Source organism: Niallia yueguangensis, from assembly GCF_052663115.1.
Genome location: NZ_JBQTCX010000003.1, coordinates 178,042 through 198,275 on the forward strand (window position 1 = coordinate 178,042; position 20,234 = coordinate 198,275).

Consider the following 20,234-nt stretch of genomic DNA (forward strand, 5'->3'; position numbering starts at 1 on the left):
ACTTATTTTTTGACAAATTTATGTCAGTGATGAATTTTTCTCTTAAACATAAAACAAAAATATTAGCGCTCTAGAAAAGCATTACTTAATCGAAGTCACAACAACTATCTTCTTACCAATTTTAATAACTAACCTACCTCCAAAAACAGCCCTTGTATAACTATTACAATTACGAAAAATAAAGGAGAGTACATATTTTGTTATGTATACTACGTGTTCTCCTTTAATCTTTTATTAAACTAAAGCTCCTTTTCTTTAAGTTTTTTTATTTTAAATACAAAAGAAATCTTCTCTTTCCTTCGATATCCATTTATCATGATTACCTTTACTTTCTTTAACTAACCGATTAACTAAAATATCGTGCCAAATATAATTTTCCAAAAGGTATATATGAATTGGGTCATCTGTTAAAAAGGCAGTGGCTCTTTCTTCTACAGATGGTCCATATATCATTTCTTTCCCGTCAATTGATAAAATAAACCATTTATTTTTCCCAATATTATCAACATAGCTTGTTTGTCTATGTACATTCAGTTCTGGTAAAGGGTTTTCAACTTGAAACACAATTCCTTTCAAATTAGCATGCTTTCTTACATCTTTTAACTCGTTTTCAATCTCCTCATACATTGGTCCCCATATAGAAACAACTACTTTTCTTTTAGCTTTTTGTATTAAAGTACAGCAAAAAGCTAGAATTTGCCTTTTTCCTTTAAGTGTTAAAACTCGATTGTCTGGTATAAGCTCCGTTTTTTCCAAATGTCTTAATTTCTCACTTATAGATTCATAAGTATTTTTCCACTGTGACTGAACAGATTCTAAAAATACATCCACTGGTAATGGAGAATATTGTACAGACTCATTAATTTCTTCTTTCATTACAATTCCTTTTTCTTCAAGACCATTTAATATTTCATATATACGCGCCCTAGGAATGCCTGATTCTTTGCTCACTTGATAAGCACTTGTCGGTCCTTGTTTAACTAAAGAAACATAAGCTTTTGCCTCATATTGACTAAAACCTAAAGATTGAATTTGCTGAATAATGTCGTTCATCATTTCCTCCCAGTAAAATTAGTAACTTATATACCTATCATATCAAACTTTTGTTTCGGATTACTTAAATTCAAAAAATGAAGATATTGTAAAAAAAGCAATTTACTATTTACAGGAAATTATTTTTTAGTTACTATTATAGTAATAACTAAAAAGGAAATATTAGGAGGATAAAATGATTTCAATTCTAGAAAAGTCTGAGCTTAAAAATTCAAATATTTATACTCTAACTGATAAGGAAAAAGATGAGTTATACGCATTAATTAATTCTATTAATCTTGATTTAAATCAAATTGATAATTACACTTTGAATCAATTGGAAAGAGAATCCTTTAAGCTTCCTGAAAAAATAATTGATCATCTTATCAGCTTTAAACGGGAAAAAAATAAATATGGAACTATTTTATTCAGAAATCTACCAATTGATGAAAATTTACCTAATACTCCAAATAATGGCGAGCCATCTAAAAAGAAAGAAAGTAATGTAAGTAAACTTTTATCATATTTATTCATGTTGCATCTAGGAGAAAACCTTTGTATGTATTAAGTCCACCTTCATCATTCAATTCACCAAATTTATCTATTAAAACATCCGTATTGTCAGGCAATATTGTCAAACCCAATTTATGTATTTACGGTTCTTTAATGAAGGGAATTAATGATAAAGCTGAATGGGCTTTAGAAGAACTAAAAAAAGCTTTATCCAAAGTATCTTCTGGCATAGTTTTAACACCTGGTGACCTTATTATTATAGATAATCATTTAGCAGCTCATGCTAGAACAGCTTTTAAACCAAAATATGATGGAAAAGATAGATGGTTGTAGAGAATGTTTACAGTTGTTGATTTTAATAAATCAAGTGCAAGTCGATCTACTGAAAGCCATGTTTGTATACCTTTAAAAATAGAGTTAGAGTTGCAAAAATAATAATAAATAGAACGACTCAACTTACTTTTAAAAAGGGAGTTAAGCCGTTCTTATTCGTATCGCTTAGGAGGTTGCTTAGTTGGATGATATTAATATGTATACACTTTTGTTGTTAGTATGTTTTGGATTTTTAGCTTCTTTCATTGATGCAGTAGTAGGAGGTGGAGGTTTAATTTCTATACCGGCTTTATTATTTTCTGGTTTTTCACCTTCGACAGCTATTGCAACAAATAAGTTAGCTAGTTCAATGGGGTCCTTAACAAGTACGATTGCGTTTATTAAATCAGGAAAAGTCAACTTCAAGTTAGTAGCTAAATTGTTTCCTCTCGTTTTCATAGGATCTTTATTAGGGGCTTTAGTAGTAAACTTTATTTCTTCAGAGTTTTTAAAACCATTAGTATTAGTACTTTTAATAGCTGTAGCTATTTATACAATTTTAAAGAAAAATTGGGGTAAAGAATCAACTTATAAAAAACTAACTTTAAAAAAAGCTTTTCTTTTTTCTCTCATAATATTTTCTATTGGTTTTTATGATGGATTTCTAGGAGCAGGTACAGGTTCATTTATTTTGTTTGCTTTCCTTATTATTGGATTTGACTTTTTACAATCTGCTGGAAATGCAAAATTTTTAAATTTCGGAAGCAACATCGCTGCACTTATCACCTTTATTGCTCTTGACATGGTTAATTTTTCATATGGTATACCAATGGGTATTTCTATGATTTTGGGTGCTTTAGTTGGTTCAAATTTTGCTTTAAAAAAAGGAGTAACTTATGTAAGAGCTTTATTTATTTTAGTTACTTTCTTCTTAATTGGAAAAAATATTTTTGATTATTTAAAAATAATGTAATAGTGGTATAAAAGGGGTCATATTATGTTCAATTACATAGACCTATTTATATTCTTAAGCTTATTTTTTAAACTTAGTTTATTCTACTTCCAAAACAACTAAACGGCTTTAGCTCTATTTAACATAGAGCTAAAGCCGCTTAGATCCTTTTGTTATTTTTACTGTCTACAAAAAAGGGGAAAGTTCAAATTTCAACAACATTTTAATGATTTTCCTTTTTTCTACTTCTTTACACCTGTATAAAAATAAATAGCATCCCTCAAAAACTCCGCCATTCCTGGCTGCTCTTTATCATAATAAGCGGTATATCTTTCATCATCAACATACATTTGGGCAAGGCCAGCATGTGCTTCTTTGCTGTATTCTGTCCAATAAAAGGTAAGCCATTGTTTGTGAAGGTCCGCTGCTTTTTGCGCCAACTCACTTGCTGGATTGCCAGTTTTAAAAGCTTCACTTAACGTTTTCATTACGTCTTCAGCAAGCTTTGTCACTTGTTCGTATTCCTCTTCCGTCATATTCATAAGCTTGCTATTAGATTGATCTACCTTTTCATCCCCATATTTTTCGCGAATCTCTTTCCCGTATTTCTCTTCATTTTCTTTTATCATCTTCTGTTTAAATCCTGCAAATTTTTCTTTATTGCTCATCGTTATTCTCCCTTCTGATGCAGCGATTGTTTTTTCTACATTTTTTATTAATGCATCCATCTGCTTTCGTTTCGCCAGGAGTTTTTGTCGATGCTCTTTTAGTGCATCTTCTCTATTAAAAGACGGGGACATCAAAATATTTTTGATTGTTTCTAAACTTACTCCCAACTCTCGGTAAAAAAGAATTTGCTGCAAGCGGTCGACCTCTTTTTCCCCATAAATCCGATACCCTGATGAATTGATTCTCGCCGGCTTAAGAATGCCAATTTCATCATAATACCTTAATGTTCTAGTGCTTACTCCCGCTAATTTCCCTAACTTTTGTACGGTGTACTCCATCATTTAACCTCCTGACAATTACATCATAAGGGTTTACGTAACGTGAATGTAAATAGGTTTTATCATAATTATTTATTATTTACCATCCTTCTTTTAACATTTATTTAAAAAAAATATGGATTTTTCCACCAACTTAACATATACTACATTACATCACTAATGTACTAATTCACGTAATAAGGAGGTGTTCCTTTGATTCTTAATCATGATGGGATGAAACCAATCTATGTTCAGATTGCCGAATGGCTGGAAACGGAAATTTTAAATGAACACATAAAAGATGATGAAAAAATCTATTCTCAATACCAGCTTGCAGAAATGTTTCATATTAATCCTGCAACGGCAGCAAAAGGATTAAATATTCTTGCTGATGAAGGGCTTCTTTATAAGAAAAGAGGTCTTGGAATGTTTGTATCCCCTAATGCAAGACAATGGATCTTAAATAAAAGGAAGGAGCAAATTATGAACAAATTGGTGTTGGAACTTGTAATAGAAGCTGAAAGACTTGGTGTCGAAGAAGACGAATTAATTACCATGATTCATACTGTAAAGAAGCAATATAAGGAGGGACAAGAATGATAGTAGTCAAGTGCAAAAACTTGGAGAAACGATATAAGCATCATACAGCAGTCAACAATCTTTCTTTTACAATAGAAGAAAACAAAATCACCGGCCTAATCGGGCGCAATGGAGCAGGAAAAACTACTCTATTAAAAATGATTGCAGGACATTACAAAAAATCTGCAGGAGACTTAAAAGTTTTTTCAGAAGATCCTTATGCTAGCTTAAAGGTATCTACTAATATGATCTTTGTAGACGATCAAATGGTCTTTCCCCCATCCTTAACTCTTTCGGAAATATTTCAATACGCTAAAAGCTTCTATGCAAATTGGAACGACCCGCTAGCCAAAGGATTATTTGATTATTTTTCTTTTCATCCAAAAACGCTGCACCATAAGCTATCGAAAGGAATGAAAAGCACCTTTAATATGATTATCGGTTTAGCTGCTCGTTGTCCTTTAACAATATTTGATGAGCCAACAACAGGGATGGATGCTGCAGTCCGTCAAGACTTTTACCGTGCTTTATTAAAAGATTATATCCAGCATCCACGGTCGATTATTCTTTCTAGTCACCTCTTAAATGAGATCGATGATATGTTAGAAGACGTTTTACTTATAAATAATGGCGAGAAAATTCTTCACTTGCCTGTAACAGATTTGAAGGAATATGGCATTGGACTTAAAGGAGAGCAGAAAGTTATAAACGAGGTCATAAAAAACGAAGACGTCCTCTATTTTGAAACAATTGGAGTAAACAGCTGTTATGCTGCGATTAAAAATGACTTTACGGAAGCAAGGATCCATCAGTTAAGAGGCTTAGGTATTGAACTGTCTTCTATTTCAACAAATGAGCTTTGTGTATATCTTACTTCCGAAAATAAAGGAGGAATTGATAATGTATTTAAACGAATCTAGCATGTTTTCTGTTGTAAAAAAGCAGTTTTTTTATAAATTCCGCTGCAATACCAGCAGTTTTTTTCAGTTAATTGCTATTCAACTTTTGGCATTATTTTTTAGTTTTACTAATATTTCATCATGGGCAACTGGCAACAACCTTCTTTCCGTTGAAGCAAAAGTATACTCAAATGCTTTTATTATTACTTTAACAATACTATGGGCATTGTTTACTTGTATTTCTTATGGAGGAAGAAAATTCAGGAACTATGATTTTACGCTAGTTTCCAATCGTTTGGCGAGTTATTTCTCTACTCTTCTTTTTATTTTTTTTCAAAGTATTATTGCCAGTGTTAGTGCATTATGTACAGGGCTTTTATTCCATGTTCTTATTTTTTTCACCAAGAATAGTGACTTTTTATTATGGGATAATTTTTATATTTCTTTTTCTGAATTGCTGCTTAGTATGTTTATCCTTTTTTTATATGTTTTTTTAGCAAGTTCGATTGGGTTTTTTATGGGTAGCCTTGTCCAGCTGAGTAAAGCATTTGTTGTCATTCTCCCAGCACTAGTTATCGGTCTCTTCATCTTAGAAGGAAGCAATGTAAATACTGCTAGTTTTGTAGAATATTTTATACATGAACATTCATTAATAATATTCACAGTAAAAACAATTGCTGCATCAGGAATTATTTGGTGTTTTGTATTACTTATTTTATCAAGACTTGAGGTGAAAAATTAATGATGTGGCTGTCTATTTTACTCATCATTTTTATCTGTCTATTTTTCTTACGTGGCTCCATGCCTCAGTTTTCTCATTATCGTGCAATGCGAATGATCATCATTGGATATTTTGGCGTGCTGCTCCTATCAGGCATTGCTTATTACTTGCTTCCTGCAAAAAAATTTATACCATCACCTTCTATAAGTAATACAAATGCTAATGCTGCATTCGACGATTTTTATGAGTCTGCACAAGAAGGAACGCTAGACAAATACGAAGGTGCCTTTTTAAAGGAAAAGTGGAATTTTTCATTATCGGATACAAGCATTGATTTAAGCTCATTAGAAGTTGGAGATTATTCTGTTTTTGTGGAAAAAAATAGGAATGCTACGGATCTCGAATGTATGCTATATCGTACAAAAGTGATCCTAAAGGACAAAAATATAATGGAGAATGTTCCTTCCTATCATTTGACATTTAAAAACAATAAACTATATATAAAAGAACCAGAACAAACGAAATTGAACATATCTACTTTTAAAAAGGATTTTCTCCTAACACAATTTTCTAAAGAAGATGAAGCGACTTTTAATGAATTAATAAATAATTTTCATGGGAATGATATTCTTTATCTTCGTGTTCCGAGTCATTTAACAATAACAGGGGACGACGCAGTAAATTATGTTGGCGAATAGTAGTAAGAAAGACTCACTTCCCTTGGTCAGCCCTGAAAAAAAATGTTTATTTACTAGGGATTGTGCTTGTTTCTAAAAGGCTATTTTCGTATAGAATGTTGCTTTTAAACTCGCAGCCTGAATACACTTCGCTTTCCGTGGGCGAGCGTCGAGCCTCTTCGTCGCATACGCTCCTGTGGGGTCTCGTCTTTCTCGCATTCCCACAGGAGTCTACGTGTATTCAGTCTGCTGAGTACTTTTTCTCCCATTTTTTTAAGTGAAAAACAACAAACTTTGAGAAAACCGCCTTCTAAAAAGATAATCGAAAATATATACAATAAAATGTGATGAGGAAGTGTTCAAATGAAATGTAAAAGATTTATCTTTACCTTCCCAACGTTTGTTTTAACGACAGGTCTGCTTTTTTTAGTAGGATATGTGTTTACTATTCCTTGGTTAATGCTTCATCAGGAATATACAGATAACGCAAATGGTTTCTTCGTTTCAACTGGGTCAATTCTTCCTTTTATTATTGGTCTAATCGTCAGTTTTTTTGCAGAAAAACTTTATGTTTACAAATACCGGTAAAAACTCGGTTGATAACACGCTAAGCTGACAGCTGCTCTGTCCTATTTAGAGCAAGCTTTTTTCACTAAATAATTAGCAAATATTTTTATTATTTTTCGAAAAAATTGTGAATTTTTCGATATTTTAGTGTATAATAATAGTAGGAGTTATCTAAATTGAACCTCTTACAAAAGGTATTACTTCATTACATTTACTTAAACACCCCAAATAGAACTTTCAGCAAGTTCTATTACAGTGAATAAAAAATAACCGTTTCCCTTCTTGTTTATAAAAATATTCAAAATATATCCTATGCTTTACCCACATCATTCCCAATCCAATATAGTATTTTCACTATGATACTGTATAAACCCATCATTTCAGATTAATACTAACACTACAAATAAAGAAAGAGGTGATTATATGAATATCGAAAGAGAAGACGTTATTACAGATGATTTCTTAAATAAAGTAGTAAGTGAAATTAATGAACTTTATGGATGGCAATCACAATTGCTAGAAGAAGTGGAAAAGAAAGAAAATGAAGTAAAGGAAAATTAAATGCATCTGTAAAGATCATTTATTTTCCTTTCTTTTTTTGTTTAGAGAAGGCAGTCGAGTGCGCCAACAGAAGATTATCTGCTGCAAATGATAAAAAAGACAGCCACAATAGACTATCTTAGAGGATAAATACTATATGTTTTTATGCATGGATTATAGATGAGCAATAACTATTGTACTACCGAAACACTACTTGTTTATGTCGTTACCATTTGCCCTCCGTTTACATGAATCGTTTGCCCGGTTATATAAGAACCATCGTCTGATGCTAAAAGCACATAAACGGGTGCAAGCTCATATGGTTGACCGCCTCGTTTCATCGGTACGTCTGTGCCAAAATGCTTGATGCTTTCAGGTGGCTGAGTCGCAGGCTGCAATGGTGTCCAAATAGGGCCTGGAGCTACTGCATTCACGCGAATTCCTCTATCGACCACATTATTTGCCAACGCTCTAGTAAAGCTGACAATCGCTCCTTTTGTAGCGGAATAATCGATTAAATTGTCCCGCCCAATATACGCATTCACCGATGTCGTACTGACAATGCTGCTTCCATTTGACATATGAGGAAGTGCTATTTTTGTTAGATGAAAAAAAGACATAATATTCGTATCAAATGTATTCTTTAATTGTTCGTCCGATATATCTTCCAAATTATTTTGGACGAATTGAACGCCTATATTATTGATTAAAACATCTATTTTGCCGAAAAGATGAACTGTCGTTTCCACCACATATTGACAATGTTCTTTTTTTCTTAAATCACCTGGTATTAAAACACAAGGTCTCCCTAACTTCTCTACAGCAGCTTTTGTTTCCTTCGCATCTTTATGCTCATCAAAATAAGCAATAACGATCGTGGCGCCTTCTTTCGCAAAGGCAACTGCAACAGCTCTGCCAATTCCGCTGTCTCCACCACTTATAACAGCTACCCTATCTTTTAACTTTCCTGTTCCTTTATAGTTTGGGTTATCATAGATCGGACGAGGAACCATCAAATATTCCAACCCTGGCTGATGATACTGCTGCTGAGCCGGAAAAGTAATTGGCACTTCTTCACATATTTTTTCCGATCCGATATAAGGATACTTTGGGTTCATCCTTGTCTCCTCCCTCTTCATAAATACTGAAATCAGTATATTCAATAACATGAAATGGGTGAAAGAACTACATCAAATGATTAAGGAAAAGCAGTGATAAACAAAGGCTGTTTTCTCAAAGTTTGTTATTTTTTAAGTAAAAAATAGGAGAATAAGTACTCAGCAGACTGAATACACGTAGACTCCTGTGGGAATGCGAGAAAGACGAGACTTAAGCAGAGCGAATGCGACGAGGAGGCTCGACGCTCGCTAAACGGACGAAGTGTATTTAGGCTGCCCGTTTAAAAGCAACAATCTATACGAAAACAGCCTAAACAAAAAAAAGGTCCCTATTAGTAAATAAGGACCTATTTTTCTTCACTATGCCATTAATAGCACATTAGAAGCTTTAATTAATGTTGTTACAGATGAACCTTCTGTTAATCCTAGTTCTTTTACAGCGTCCATTGAAATAATAGACGTAATAACTTTGCCTTCTCCTAAATCTACATCTACTTTTGCGTTAACCGCACCTTCTGTTACTGATAATACTTTTCCTTCTAATTGGTTTCTTGCACTAATTTTCATTTTGAATTCCCCCTATTAATATATATTTACAAGTTTAGTATATATTATATTTTTCTGAATTTTCTATTAAATTATGACAATTTAGTGAACGTTTCTACAAATTATGTGAAATTTAGAGGAATTCTACTAAAAAATTCAACATTTTTACATTTTTGAATAATCAGAAAAATGATGCATTGTGATTTTTATCACTGCCTTATTCCAGAATGAACGTTATGATAAAAAGGTATGTAAAATAAATTTTTGGAGGGATAAGAATGGAAGCTGTTTTTACAGGAAGTTCAATCATTCGTGATATTGTCACACAGTTGCCGAAAGCAACAGATATTTTAAAATCATACGAAATAAATTACTGTTGTGGAGGCAACAGGCAACTGCAAGCAGCAATAACTGAAGCCAACCTTCCTGCCGATGAAATTATCACAAAACTAAATACATTGTACTATGTTACGAAATCATTAGCAGAAAAAAGCATCGATGACCAAACTGCTTCTAGTAAAGAATTAATTGACTATATTCGGATAAAACATCACGGCTATTTAAATGATGAATTGCCACAATTAAGTCCATACTTAACGAAAATGTTACGAGCTCATGGAGCCAAAAACCCTCACATTTATTCACTTCATAAACTATTCCATGAAATCAGAATAGAATTAGAACAGCAAATGATTCGAGAAGATACTATCGATTTCCCGCTCCTTTTAGCATCTCAAAATGAAGAGTCAAACGATATGACAGTTCAGCTTCAAGAATCGATCGAAAAAGCAAAACAATCACATACTTTTGTTCGAAACCTTTTCCAAGAACTTCGAGAAGTAACAAACCAATATACACCACCGGAAGGTTCATGTGCAACACAACGAGTAGTAAATACACGATTAGAGGCTTTAGAATCAGAGGTTTTCCAACTATTTGATTTAGAAAACTCAGTTTTATTTCCTAAGACATTGGAAAAAGCATTATAGAAAATTGTAAGCTAATAAAGGAGTGTGTCCTAAAAGTTATACTTTTGGGACACACTCCTTTTTCCTTTTGCATACCAATAACTACTTTAACCAGAAATTACTTATCCAATTTTCATTTAATCTTCATTTAAACATGCTATACTTTGTTATCATTCTGTTTATTTAAACTTACTGACATTAGGAGATGTTTATGAATACGCAGACATTGTTGCAAATGAATACTATATTTATCAGCATTATCATTGAGGCACTTCCATTTATCTTAATTGGCGTCATTGTATCCGGCATTATTCAAATTTTTGTGTCGGAAGAATTGATTGCAAAAATTATGCCGAAAAATACTATTTTAGCCGTAATTGTTGCGTCCCTGCTAGGCAGTATTATACCTGCATGTGAATGTGGTATTGTTCCCATTACAAGAAGATTAATTTTAAAAGGAGTTTCTTTGCCTGCTGCGATTGCTTTTATGATGACGGGGCCAATTATTAATCCTATCGTACTGTTTTCAACCTATATTGCCTTTGGAAACAGCTGGACCATGGTATTATATCGGGGAGGATTTGCTTTACTAGTTTCTATTATTGTAGGACTTCTTTTAAAAATGATGATAAAAAGCTCTCCGTTAAAAAATAAAGAATCCCATCATACGCATTATCATTCTTTTAAAGACAGACTGGTCGCTATGCTTAAGCATTCTATTGATGAATTCTTTTCCGTAGGCAAATACTTGGTAATTGGTTCCTTTATCGCGGCGGCTGTGCAAACTTTTATTAAAACATCCACCCTTGTTTCGATTGGAAATGGACCTGTATCTTCTCATCTAGTCATGATGGGATTAGCATACGTGTTGAGTCTATGTTCCCAAGCGGATGCTTTTGTTGCTTCTAGTTTTAGAAGCAGCTTTTCAACTGGTTCCATCGTAGCCTTTTTAGTTTTTGGACCAATGTTAGACATCAAAAATACGTTCATGTTATTAAGTACATTTAAAAGTAAATTTGTTTTGCTATTAACAGCGTGTATAACGATCACTGTTTTACTTTTAACCATCTTTTTATAAAGGGGGCTTGTTTATGTTTCGTATATTTGTCCTTATCGGATTCACTTATTTATTTTTCCACCTTCATGCTTCTGGCAATATATCAAAATATATAAATATGAAATATGCCTATATTTCAGAGTCAGCTATTTATATTTGTATCTTTTTCACCTTAATCTGTATTTACTTTTATATAAAACGGGACAATTCTGCTCATGAAGATTGCAGTGATCATTGTGGCCATGATCATGCGAAAGAGGAAAACACATGGTGGAAAAGAGGCTTTACATTTTTAGTTTTATTAACACCGGTTATTACAGGTCTTTTTTTGCCTGTTGCTACATTAGATTCTAATATTGTCGCTAAAAAAGGGCTGACTTTCCCAGTGTACGCGGAAGGAGATGAATATAGCCAGCATCAGTTTCTCCAGCCAGATACAAGTGGATATTATGGAAAAGAAGGGTATAGAGAATTGATGGATACCGGGCTTAAAAAGCTTAACAACAAAGACACGATTACTTTAAACGAACAAAATTTCTTAAATGATTTAGAGACAATCTATAACTATCCAGGCCAATTTATCGATAAGCAAGTAACCATCACAGGATTTTCTTATCGCGAAAAAGAGTTAGATGCAAATCAAGCCTTTTTGCTGCGATTCGGCATTATCCATTGTATTGCGGACTCAGGTGTTTACGGTATGCTATTGGATCTTCCTGATGAGTTGAAAACAAAAAATGATGAATGGTTAGAAGTATCAGGGAAGTTGGAAACCATCTACTATCAACCTTTCAAAAAAACAATTCCCGTTCTAAAAGTAACCACATGGAAAAAAGTTGCACAGCCGGAAGATCCTTATGTGTATAGACGAAATTAAATATTATTCTATTAAAATAGCAAAAGCCTTTCAGAGAGATGAAAGGCTTTTGCTGCTGAAAAAATATCTTATTTACCTTTTTTCACGATGTCTTGCGCTTGTTTTGACACAAAGAATCGACCGTTTTTATCTTGTACAACGACGCTCTTCATTTGAATTTGTTTTCCATTTACAATCGCAATGTTTTTATTCACTGGGAATTTAACGGTGCGTTTGTTTGTTTTGACAACAAGTACTGGATTATTTTGGTCTTTAGAATCAACTGTTACTTTAGCGTTTTTAAATGCTTTATCTGCTTGAATAAATAGTTGATTTGTTAACTTGTTTAAATCAAAGTTCATTGATTTTGCCATATGTTTTGCAATATCAGTGTTGTCAAAGTGACCAACTGGACGTTTAACGCCATAAGAATATAGGAACATATCTTCACCAGTATGTCCGCCTGTTGTAAATCCAAGGTTTGCACGATTTGCTAACAATTTAGGTAATGTAGCACCAATTGCCTTTTTATCTTGGGCTGCATCTAACTGTGCTTTTTCATCAGCAGTTAAGTTATCTAACCCATATAAAGCAGCTGCTTCTTCTTTATTAGATAAATCCTCATTTAAAGAAGCTAAAACACCTTCCATCGTCATTTTCGCTTTTTTCAATGGATTGATATAAGCGGATACAGGCGTTGTATCATAACCTTTTGTTGTGTTGGCGTTTCCGATGGAAAGACCGCTATTACCGTGGTCTGATACAGCAATAACCATCGTGTTGCCATCTTTTTTCGCAAATTCAACTGCTTTTCCAACCGCTTCGTCAAATGCTAAAACTTCACTTAGCATGCCTATAGGCTCATTTCCATGTGCAGACCAGTCAGGCTTGCTTCCTTCGACAAATAAGAAGAATCCATCTTTATCTTTTGATAATGTTTTAATCGCTTTATCCGTCATTTGAGATAATGTTGGCTGTTCTGGCTTTGTTTGTTTGCGATCCATATCATTTGCTAAATCACGATCAGCGAAAGCACCCCAAATTTTTCTTGATTTTGATTTCATTAACTCATCTTTTGTTTCAACGAAGTCATAACCTTTTTTGTTGATTACTTTCACAAGATCTTCGCCATCTTTGCGGCTCTTTTCTCCCTCACCTGGTAAAAGAGATTGTTTTCCTCCACCTAACACGACGTCAATATTTTGATAAACTTGCTGTTCACCAAGCACTTCAAAGTTGCCGCGATCATAATGGTGAGCAGAAAATCCAGCTGGTGTTGCGTGCTGAATCTCAGATGTAGCGATAATACCTGTTGCACGACCAGTTAATTTCGCCCCTTCAAGAACATTTGCTACTGGGCTATATTGTTTATTTTTAGATACAGGTTTCACACCTGGTGTGTTGACTAAAGATGGTAATACACCGATATACCCTGAGTTTGATTTGTTGCCAGTTGCTAATGCTGTTGCTGCTGGAGCTGAATCGGTAATTGCTGATTCTGCTGAATAAGCACGTACTCCACCTGCCATTAATTTATCCATATGTAGCGGTTTGCCCTTATACCAACGAGCTAACGTTGTCGCACTAGAGCTTGTCCCATCCATCACCATCATAATAACGTTTTTTGGCTCTTTCGGCATTTTCTTTGACGCTTTCGCTTCTGCTTCTAATCCATTTCCAAATCCAAATGATCCGAGCGCTACTGCACCTGCTAGCGTAACACCTAATAATTTCTTTTTCATGACCTTATAAGATCTCCCTTCGCATTCAATTTCACCTATACAAAGGTAACATATGGTTGTAAATCATTTTTTAATTCTTTGTATAAAATATGTAAAAATATGTGAAGTTGTCTTCATATTTCCATTATATGAATAATAAGGTATTGAAGGTTTTCCTGAGCTAAGTAAACGATGGCAATTCATGTACTTTGTCCCAAACCAACTGAATCATTTCACAAAATGATTTAAGTGTTTGGAGCTGTGAATTTTCCTGAAGTGCAATCAGTGATGTTTTTACCATTACCTTTTCTTCAAATAAACGTAGAGCTGCCAGTTTGCCTGTTTCCAGTTCCCTTTTCACATAATTGCTGGACATCACACCAATCCCTTTTTGATGAATGATTCCTTGTTTGATTGCTTTTTCACTTTCCACAAGAATCGTTTGGCTTGGTTTAAAGGGAAGTTTGTTCATATAGATATCCATCATTTTTTGGAATTCACCATCTGCTCTAAATCTCATAAATGGGAGCTCTGCCAGCAGGCGATCAACTGAGTATTTTTCATACAGTGCTTTGCTGACTACTAGCAACAGTTCTTCTTCCTCCAGAACTGTGCTGGATATGGCATTATCTTGAAACTCTCCAGCAATAATCCCGACATCATACTGTTTATTTAAGACGCCTTTAATAACCTTGCTTGTTTGCCTTGATAATATCTCTATATTAACACTTGGATGATTTTTAATGTATTCCGTCGTAATGGGAAGCAAATAGTTCGTACAATAAACTTCCGCTGCAGCAATTGTAAGTTTCCCCTTCGGTTCAGAAAGTGCAGCAAATCCCTGTTCTATTTTTTGAACAGTAAGTAAAAGCTCGTTAGTATAATTTTGCAACATTTCCCCAGCAGGTGTAAGTTTTAACTTTTTGTTGATACGGAGAAATAAAGGTTGACCTAACTCTTGCTCTAACGCCTGAATTTGCGAGCTAACAGTTGGCTGTGTGAAATTTAATATTTCTGCAGCTCTTGTAAAATTTAAATGTTCTGCTGCAATAGCAAATGTCTTTAATTGACGTATTTCCACACTTTTTCACCCTTTTATATTATTTAACTTATAACTAATTAATTCTATAGAAAAATATATACTATTTCAATAACCTTGTAAGAAAATCTAACATCAAAAACACATATGAATATGATTAAAACTTTGAATTTTTAAATAATTAAGATTGATGTTACATTACCTGTATAAGATTTGGGATAAAAATAAATGAAAAATACTATAAAAGGAGTCAATATGATGCTAGTACCTACTCAAGAATATTTAGGAACAAGTTTATTAAAAGAATCTTTTTCAGAACCTAATGCTATGAAGGTAGTTTGGGGAGAAAAATGGGGTGCTTCTAATTATATTGGACAAATCAAAAAAGTATTGGTCCACCGACCTGGCAAGGAGCTAGAATTATTTCGAAAAATGCAGTACGAAGAAAATGTAGATGCACAAGTACTTCGAGATGGAAATGGACGTATTATTAGTTATTTGCAAGGAAAAGAACCAATTAATGAAGAGCTTCTGCACTATCAGCATGATCAACTGCGTGCAACCTTAGAAAAATGTGGAGCTGAAGTGGTAGATATTGATTTCGCTTCTCCACAACATACAAAAACAATGTACACAAGGGATATTGGACTTGTTGTACCGAGTGGAGTTATTGTTACGCGCCTTGCATTGCCAATGCGTCAAGGGGAAGAAAAAGCAGCCTATCAAACATTTGCGAAATTAGGGATGCCTGTTCTCGCTACAATTCAAGGGGAAGGTTTTATTGAAGGTGGAAGCTTTGCAATGCTTGATGAAAAAACAGCTCTAATTGGCCGCTCCATTCGTGTGAATCAAGCCGGTATTGATCAGCTGAGACAAATTTTATCATGGCAAAATATTGACTTAATTGTAATAGATGTACCAAATGATCGCATCCATTTAGATGAAATGTATGTTATGATCGATCATAAGACAGCTCTTGTTGAACCAGGTCGTCTTCCTTATTGGTTCTTAGAAGAGCTTCGATCAAGAGGGATAAAACTAATCTATACGGATCCATCTGATCCTGAACGTGCTGCAAACTGTTTAGCAGTCTCTCCTGGAAAAGTACTGGTTGCTGCAGATGCACATAAGACAATAGAAAATCTTAAAAATCATGGCATCGAAGTATTTCCAATTGAATTAACAGAAATTCGCAAAATGGGCGGAGGAATCCACTGTTCTACCTTGCCATTAATTCGAGAAGATATTTAAGATGAAGATTAATTTTAAAAGGGGTTCAGAATGATACCATTCTGAACCCCTTTTATCGACAAATAATTAAATTTTATATAGAATTCGAAAGAAGCTCTCCAAGCTTTTGAACTCCTTTAACAATGTCTTCTTTATCAGAATAACTGAACGAAAGTCGGAGAAACTCGGTTCCTTCCTCTTGATTAAAGTAAAAGTATTTCCCCGGTATATATGAAACACCGATTGCTAAAGCTTTTTCTAACAACCGTGATGTATCGACACCCGGAATTTTTATCCACATAAAATATCCACCTTTTGGTACATACCAAGTAGCCGATTTTGGGAAAAATTGTTCCACGGCCTTAACCATCGCATCACATTTAGTCCGGTACACTTCTGTTAACATTTTATTTCGTTCTTCAACATCAACACTTTCTAAGTATACCGCCATAGCTGCTTGAATAAAGGAATGGTCTAAATCTTTTTTAAACCACGCGAAAGTAGATATTAACTCCTTAGGCCCTGCAATCCATCCAATTCTCATTCCGGGCGCAACAACCTTGGATAATGAACCAACATGCAAGACTCTCCCATCTAAATCGATTGCTTTACAAGGCAGCGGAGTTTCAAAGAAGGATAATTCTCCATACGCATCATCCTCAACAATAAGAAAATTAAATTCTTTCGAAAGCTCAAGCAGCCGTTTGCGTCGTTCAGGCGACAAGGTTGTACCTGAAGGATTATGAAAGGATGGAATCGTATATAAAAATCGAGGAAGCGCAAACCCATTACGTTTTCTTTCCTTCAATACCACTTCTAATTCATCTGTTTGGATTCCATTTTCATCTAACGGTATTGTAATTATTTCCTTCGTATAGTTTTGAAAAGTTTCTAGCACCTCCATATAAGTTGGAGATTCAACAGCGACAGCCGCTTCTTGATCTAGTAAAGTTCGTGCAATTACATCCAGAGCCTGATATGCTCCTGATGTAATTAATAGCTCACCATCGCTAATGCTAATCCCACGCTTTTCCAACCTTTTTTGAATGAGCTCCTGTAAACTCGCTGAACGAGGGCTTCCTTGATAATGAAAAGGAAGATCTCGTTCTTCTTTGATTAAATTGTCGACTGCTTTCTTCATTTCTTCTGAAGGAACTAGGGAAGGTGCTGGATAGCCGGAGCTTAAGGAAATGCACTCTTTTGGAAGTTGAGGCATCCATGCTCCAGGTGGATCATTTTTAAGCGCCTCTTTTATGTAATTAGGAAAAAAAGCATGATAATTCATATTAAACTTATTCCTTTCTTGTCCATATTATTCAAACAATGTCTGTATATTCTATTGTTCTCCTGCATTATAACTACATAAGGAAAACCTAGCTTTCCTATAATGATAACATCTATATAAAAACGAGGCACTTATCACCTCGTTCGTTTTTCTACGCTATGGATATTATAATCTTTTCTTGAAACTTCTCATTCTTTTAAAGCTGTATATTTATATTTTTTTAAATAATATTTATAAAGCATTTGTCCAAAGACTGATGCTAAAACTTGTTGAAAAAGCATTCCAAGAACAACAGGCAATGCAACAGCAGCAGGAAAGAAAGTGATGGCTAATACAGATCCTGCACTTATATTTCTCATGCCGCTGCAAAATGTCATCGACACCACAACATCTCGTTCCCATTTTAACAGCAAGCTTATCCCCAAACTAATTAAATATCCTGTGCAAGAGATGACGAATACAGTACTTATGATAAGAAGCACCTTTACATCCAATTTATTTAAATATGGAGCTAATATGCCTCCGTTGATACAAACTATGAAAACAACACCTATTTTAGAAAAAGGAGAAAGCTTTTCTGCTAATACTAGATTTGCTTTTCCTTTTGTTAAATGATTTAGCAGCATTCCTAATACGGAAGGAAAAACAATCATTAAAAATAAATTTTTTATTAATCCCCACGTATCCATCGCAACTGTCTCTCCAACAAAAAAAGATAAACTTGCTGGAACGATAAGAGGAGAAAGCAGCGTATCAAATAGAATAATTGCTAATGCAAAGGAAAGATTTCCTTTATGAATTGTTGCCCATATAAAACTTGTAACCCCTGTCGGAATGACAACAGCCAAAACAAAACCTGTAATCGTAAATGAATCTCCATGAAAAATCAGATGACCTAATCCCCATGCAAAAAACGGCATCACTATATGCAATACCATTAAACTAACAAGAAAAGGAAAAGGTCTCCGTATTTACAAAATCTAATTGTTTAAATTTAGAACCTAAATTCCCAATTAATGTAACATATGCAAATATCCAAGGAATTAAAAAGGAGAGATGGGTAATTTTATCACCAAAAAGAACACCGATTAATAAACCTGCTGGTGTTAAAATAGGCATTGCTTTTATTATGAATTTGTTAAAATTTTTTAACATATTTAGCCCAACTTTCTAGCTATCAACAAATAACAAATGAATTTATCTATGATGTAATAATTGCATAAACTTTAGGTTGATTAATATTAAACAATCTTTTGAGTAGTAATTTCTTTTACAAAGGCTTCCATTCGATTCATTGCTTCTTGAAGGTTCTCAAAAGAAGCAGCACAAGAAATACGAATATATCCTTCTCCATATTCTGAAAAGGCAACGCCAGGTACAACTGCCACATTCATTTTTTCAAGCAGCTGATCAACAAATTCCAGTGAACTTATATTTAAGCTTTTGATAGAAGGGAAAATGTAAAACGCACCTTCAGGCTTCAGTACTGAAAGTCCCATTTTAGTCAGTCGCTCATAAACAAAGTTTATTCTCTTTTCGTACTCTTTTTTCATCCCACCTGCATCATTTATACCAATAGTTAAGGCTTCAGCTGCTGCATGTTGACTGACTGAACAAGTACAAGTTGTACTGTATTGGTGAACCTTAAATATTTCTGATGTCAGATATTCTGGTGCAAATAATAGTCCTATTCTCCAGCCTGTCATAGAATGGGATTTAGAAAGCCCGTTGACGATAATCGTTTTTTCCTTCATTCCTTTTAACGATGCAATGGAAGTATGCTGTTTTCCATAGGTTAGTTCACTATAAATTTCATCAGATAGAATAAAAATGTCTTTTTCTCTAAGCAACTCAGCAATCTCTATTAATTGTTCTTTATTTAGTATGCTTCCAACTGGATTGGAAGGAAAAGATAATACAATACAACGAGTTTTATCTGTCATTTTTTCTTTTATCATATCAACAGTTAAAATAAAATTATTAACAGTAGTGTCTATATAAACAGGTACTGCACCAGCTAACTTAATTAAAGGTTCATATCCTGGATAGATAGGAGCTGGCAGTAGAACTTCACATCCTTCTGTAAGAATTGTTCGAAAAGCAATATCCAGAGCTCCTGTTGCTCCCGCAGTAACAAGCACTTCCGTTTCAGGATTATAGGAAAGCTGATATTTTTCCTCCATAAATTTAGTTGCAGCATATCTTAATTCAAGTATTCCAGCATTACTAGTATAGTTTGTATGATTCTTTTCAATCGCTTGTATTCCAGCCATTTTAATATGATCAGGCGTATTAAAATCTGGCTGTCCTACAGTCAAATTGATCGCATTATTATATTGAGCAACTTTGTCCGATACTTTTCTAATCATAGATGGTTGAATATTATTCGTTTTTGGGTTGATTAAATGTTTCACAAAATATTTCTCCCTTTTTTAGGTATTAAGTATTTGTTGTTTTTTCATCATTCTACAAGATGTATATTCTTCGTTTAATACTCCAAAACAACTGAATAGGAAGCTGCTAATTTGCATAAAATATGAGGCCCCAATTGCTAGTTCGACTGTCTAAGGGCCCCTATTTCAATTATTCTATTAAATTCATATGAAAATTTTAACGTTATTAAATTGTATTTTACA

The 20,234-nt window shown here is 33.9% G+C and carries 21 protein-coding genes and 1 pseudogene; 13 read left to right on the plus strand and 9 right to left on the minus strand.

Annotation, left to right across the window (positions count from 1 at the left end):
* Positions 1 to 270: 270 nt before the first annotated feature.
* Positions 271 to 1,053, minus strand: coding sequence for a TrmB family transcriptional regulator (locus ACTYA4_RS04105; RefSeq protein WP_445505521.1), 783 nt, complete (start codon positions 1,051 to 1,053; stop codon positions 271 to 273).
* A 175-nt stretch (positions 1,054 to 1,228) separates the two neighbouring features.
* On the opposite strand from ACTYA4_RS04105, the gene ACTYA4_RS04110 reads away from it, so the two are divergent.
* From ACTYA4_RS04110 to ACTYA4_RS04120, 3 genes are all read left to right on the plus strand, one after another.
* Positions 1,229 to 1,600 (plus strand): hypothetical protein, encoded by a 372-nt coding sequence (locus tag ACTYA4_RS04110; protein WP_443480331.1) that lies wholly within the window; start codon positions 1,229 to 1,231, stop codon positions 1,598 to 1,600.
* Entirely contained in the window at positions 1,588 to 1,878 is a 291-nt protein-coding gene (locus tag ACTYA4_RS04115) for a TauD/TfdA family dioxygenase (protein ID WP_443480332.1), read from the plus strand. The genes ACTYA4_RS04110 and ACTYA4_RS04115 overlap by 13 nt, the downstream gene beginning before the upstream one ends.
* Before the next feature lie 181 nt (positions 1,879 to 2,059).
* Complete coding sequence (locus ACTYA4_RS04120) at positions 2,060 to 2,830, plus strand: TSUP family transporter (protein WP_443480333.1); 771 nt, start codon at positions 2,060 to 2,062, stop codon at positions 2,828 to 2,830.
* Positions 2,831 to 3,051: 221 nt separating this feature from the next.
* Here the strand turns inward: ACTYA4_RS04120 and ACTYA4_RS04125 are convergent, their stop codons facing one another.
* The gene (locus tag ACTYA4_RS04125) at positions 3,052 to 3,816 is read right to left on the minus strand and encodes a MerR family transcriptional regulator (protein WP_443480334.1); all 765 of its coding nucleotides are present in this window, start codon (positions 3,814 to 3,816) and stop codon (positions 3,052 to 3,054) included.
* 192 nt (positions 3,817 to 4,008) lie between these two features.
* On the opposite strand from ACTYA4_RS04125, the gene ACTYA4_RS04130 reads away from it, so the two are divergent.
* From ACTYA4_RS04130 to ACTYA4_RS04155, 6 genes are all read left to right on the plus strand, one after another.
* Entirely contained in the window at positions 4,009 to 4,395 is a 387-nt protein-coding gene (locus ACTYA4_RS04130) for a GntR family transcriptional regulator (RefSeq protein ID WP_443480335.1), read from the plus strand.
* Complete coding sequence (locus tag ACTYA4_RS04135; RefSeq protein WP_445505522.1) at positions 4,392 to 5,294, plus strand: ABC transporter ATP-binding protein; 903 nt, start codon at positions 4,392 to 4,394, stop codon at positions 5,292 to 5,294. The genes ACTYA4_RS04130 and ACTYA4_RS04135 overlap by 4 nt, the downstream gene beginning before the upstream one ends.
* Positions 5,275 to 6,015: a hypothetical protein gene (locus ACTYA4_RS04140; RefSeq protein ID WP_443480338.1), complete on the plus strand. Its 741-nt coding sequence runs from the start codon at positions 5,275 to 5,277 to the stop codon at positions 6,013 to 6,015. The genes ACTYA4_RS04135 and ACTYA4_RS04140 overlap by 20 nt, the downstream gene beginning before the upstream one ends.
* Positions 6,015 to 6,692, plus strand: a complete 678-nt coding sequence (locus ACTYA4_RS04145) for a hypothetical protein (RefSeq protein ID WP_443480339.1) — start codon at positions 6,015 to 6,017, stop codon at positions 6,690 to 6,692. The genes ACTYA4_RS04140 and ACTYA4_RS04145 overlap by 1 nt, the downstream gene beginning before the upstream one ends.
* 342 nt (positions 6,693 to 7,034) lie before the next feature.
* Positions 7,035 to 7,259: a hypothetical protein gene (locus ACTYA4_RS04150; protein WP_443480340.1), complete on the plus strand. Its 225-nt coding sequence runs from the start codon at positions 7,035 to 7,037 to the stop codon at positions 7,257 to 7,259.
* Between the two features lie 402 nt (positions 7,260 to 7,661).
* Entirely contained in the window at positions 7,662 to 7,799 is a 138-nt protein-coding gene (locus ACTYA4_RS04155) for a hypothetical protein (RefSeq protein WP_443480341.1), read from the plus strand.
* 197 nt (positions 7,800 to 7,996) lie between these two features.
* Here ACTYA4_RS04155 and ACTYA4_RS04160 read toward each other — a convergent pair whose 3' ends face one another.
* Positions 7,997 to 8,896 (minus strand): SDR family oxidoreductase, encoded by a 900-nt coding sequence (locus ACTYA4_RS04160; protein WP_443480342.1) that lies wholly within the window; start codon positions 8,894 to 8,896, stop codon positions 7,997 to 7,999.
* Positions 8,897 to 9,256: 360 nt separating this feature from the next.
* Complete coding sequence (locus ACTYA4_RS04165; RefSeq protein WP_443480343.1) at positions 9,257 to 9,463, minus strand: TOBE domain-containing protein; 207 nt, start codon at positions 9,461 to 9,463, stop codon at positions 9,257 to 9,259.
* Between the two features lie 257 nt (positions 9,464 to 9,720).
* On the opposite strand from ACTYA4_RS04165, the gene ACTYA4_RS04170 reads away from it, so the two are divergent.
* From ACTYA4_RS04170 to ACTYA4_RS04180, 3 genes are all read left to right on the plus strand, one after another.
* Positions 9,721 to 10,431, plus strand: a complete 711-nt coding sequence (locus ACTYA4_RS04170) for a DUF542 domain-containing protein (protein WP_443480344.1) — start codon at positions 9,721 to 9,723, stop codon at positions 10,429 to 10,431.
* Between the two features lie 190 nt (positions 10,432 to 10,621).
* Positions 10,622 to 11,488 carry a permease gene (locus tag ACTYA4_RS04175; protein ID WP_443480345.1) on the plus strand — a complete coding sequence of 289 codons (867 nt, stop codon included), beginning with the start codon at positions 10,622 to 10,624 and terminating at the stop codon, positions 11,486 to 11,488.
* Positions 11,489 to 11,501: 13 nt separating this feature from the next.
* Positions 11,502 to 12,344, plus strand: coding sequence for a TIGR03943 family putative permease subunit (locus tag ACTYA4_RS04180; RefSeq protein ID WP_443480346.1), 843 nt, complete (start codon positions 11,502 to 11,504; stop codon positions 12,342 to 12,344).
* 68 nt (positions 12,345 to 12,412) lie between these two features.
* Here the strand turns inward: ACTYA4_RS04180 and ACTYA4_RS04185 are convergent, their stop codons facing one another.
* Both ACTYA4_RS04185 and ACTYA4_RS04190 read right to left on the minus strand, forming a co-directional pair.
* Positions 12,413 to 14,065 carry an alkaline phosphatase gene (locus ACTYA4_RS04185; RefSeq protein WP_443480347.1) on the minus strand — a complete coding sequence of 551 codons (1,653 nt, stop codon included), beginning with the start codon at positions 14,063 to 14,065 and terminating at the stop codon, positions 12,413 to 12,415.
* A 160-nt stretch (positions 14,066 to 14,225) separates the two neighbouring features.
* The gene (locus ACTYA4_RS04190) at positions 14,226 to 15,125 is read right to left on the minus strand and encodes a LysR family transcriptional regulator (protein ID WP_443480348.1); all 900 of its coding nucleotides are present in this window, start codon (positions 15,123 to 15,125) and stop codon (positions 14,226 to 14,228) included.
* A 186-nt stretch (positions 15,126 to 15,311) separates the two neighbouring features.
* On the opposite strand from ACTYA4_RS04190, the gene ACTYA4_RS04195 reads away from it, so the two are divergent.
* A complete protein-coding gene (locus tag ACTYA4_RS04195; protein ID WP_443480349.1) occupies positions 15,312 to 16,334 on the plus strand; it encodes a dimethylarginine dimethylaminohydrolase family protein in 1,023 nt (340 codons plus the stop codon).
* Positions 16,335 to 16,407: 73 nt separating this feature from the next.
* Here the strand turns inward: ACTYA4_RS04195 and ACTYA4_RS04200 are convergent, their stop codons facing one another.
* The 3 genes and pseudogenes from ACTYA4_RS04200 to ACTYA4_RS04210 all read right to left on the minus strand — a co-directional run bounded on the left by ACTYA4_RS04200 (position 16,408) and on the right by ACTYA4_RS04210 (position 20,012).
* Positions 16,408 to 17,598, minus strand: a complete 1,191-nt coding sequence (locus ACTYA4_RS04200) for an aminotransferase-like domain-containing protein (RefSeq protein ID WP_443480350.1) — start codon at positions 17,596 to 17,598, stop codon at positions 16,408 to 16,410.
* Positions 17,599 to 17,786: 188 nt separating this feature from the next.
* A pseudogene (locus ACTYA4_RS04205) lies at positions 17,787 to 18,753 on the minus strand (bile acid:sodium symporter family protein).
* A gap of 86 nt (positions 18,754 to 18,839) precedes the next feature.
* Positions 18,840 to 20,012, minus strand: a complete 1,173-nt coding sequence (locus tag ACTYA4_RS04210) for an aminotransferase A (RefSeq protein ID WP_443480351.1) — start codon at positions 20,010 to 20,012, stop codon at positions 18,840 to 18,842.
* Positions 20,013 to 20,234 lie beyond the last annotated feature (222 nt).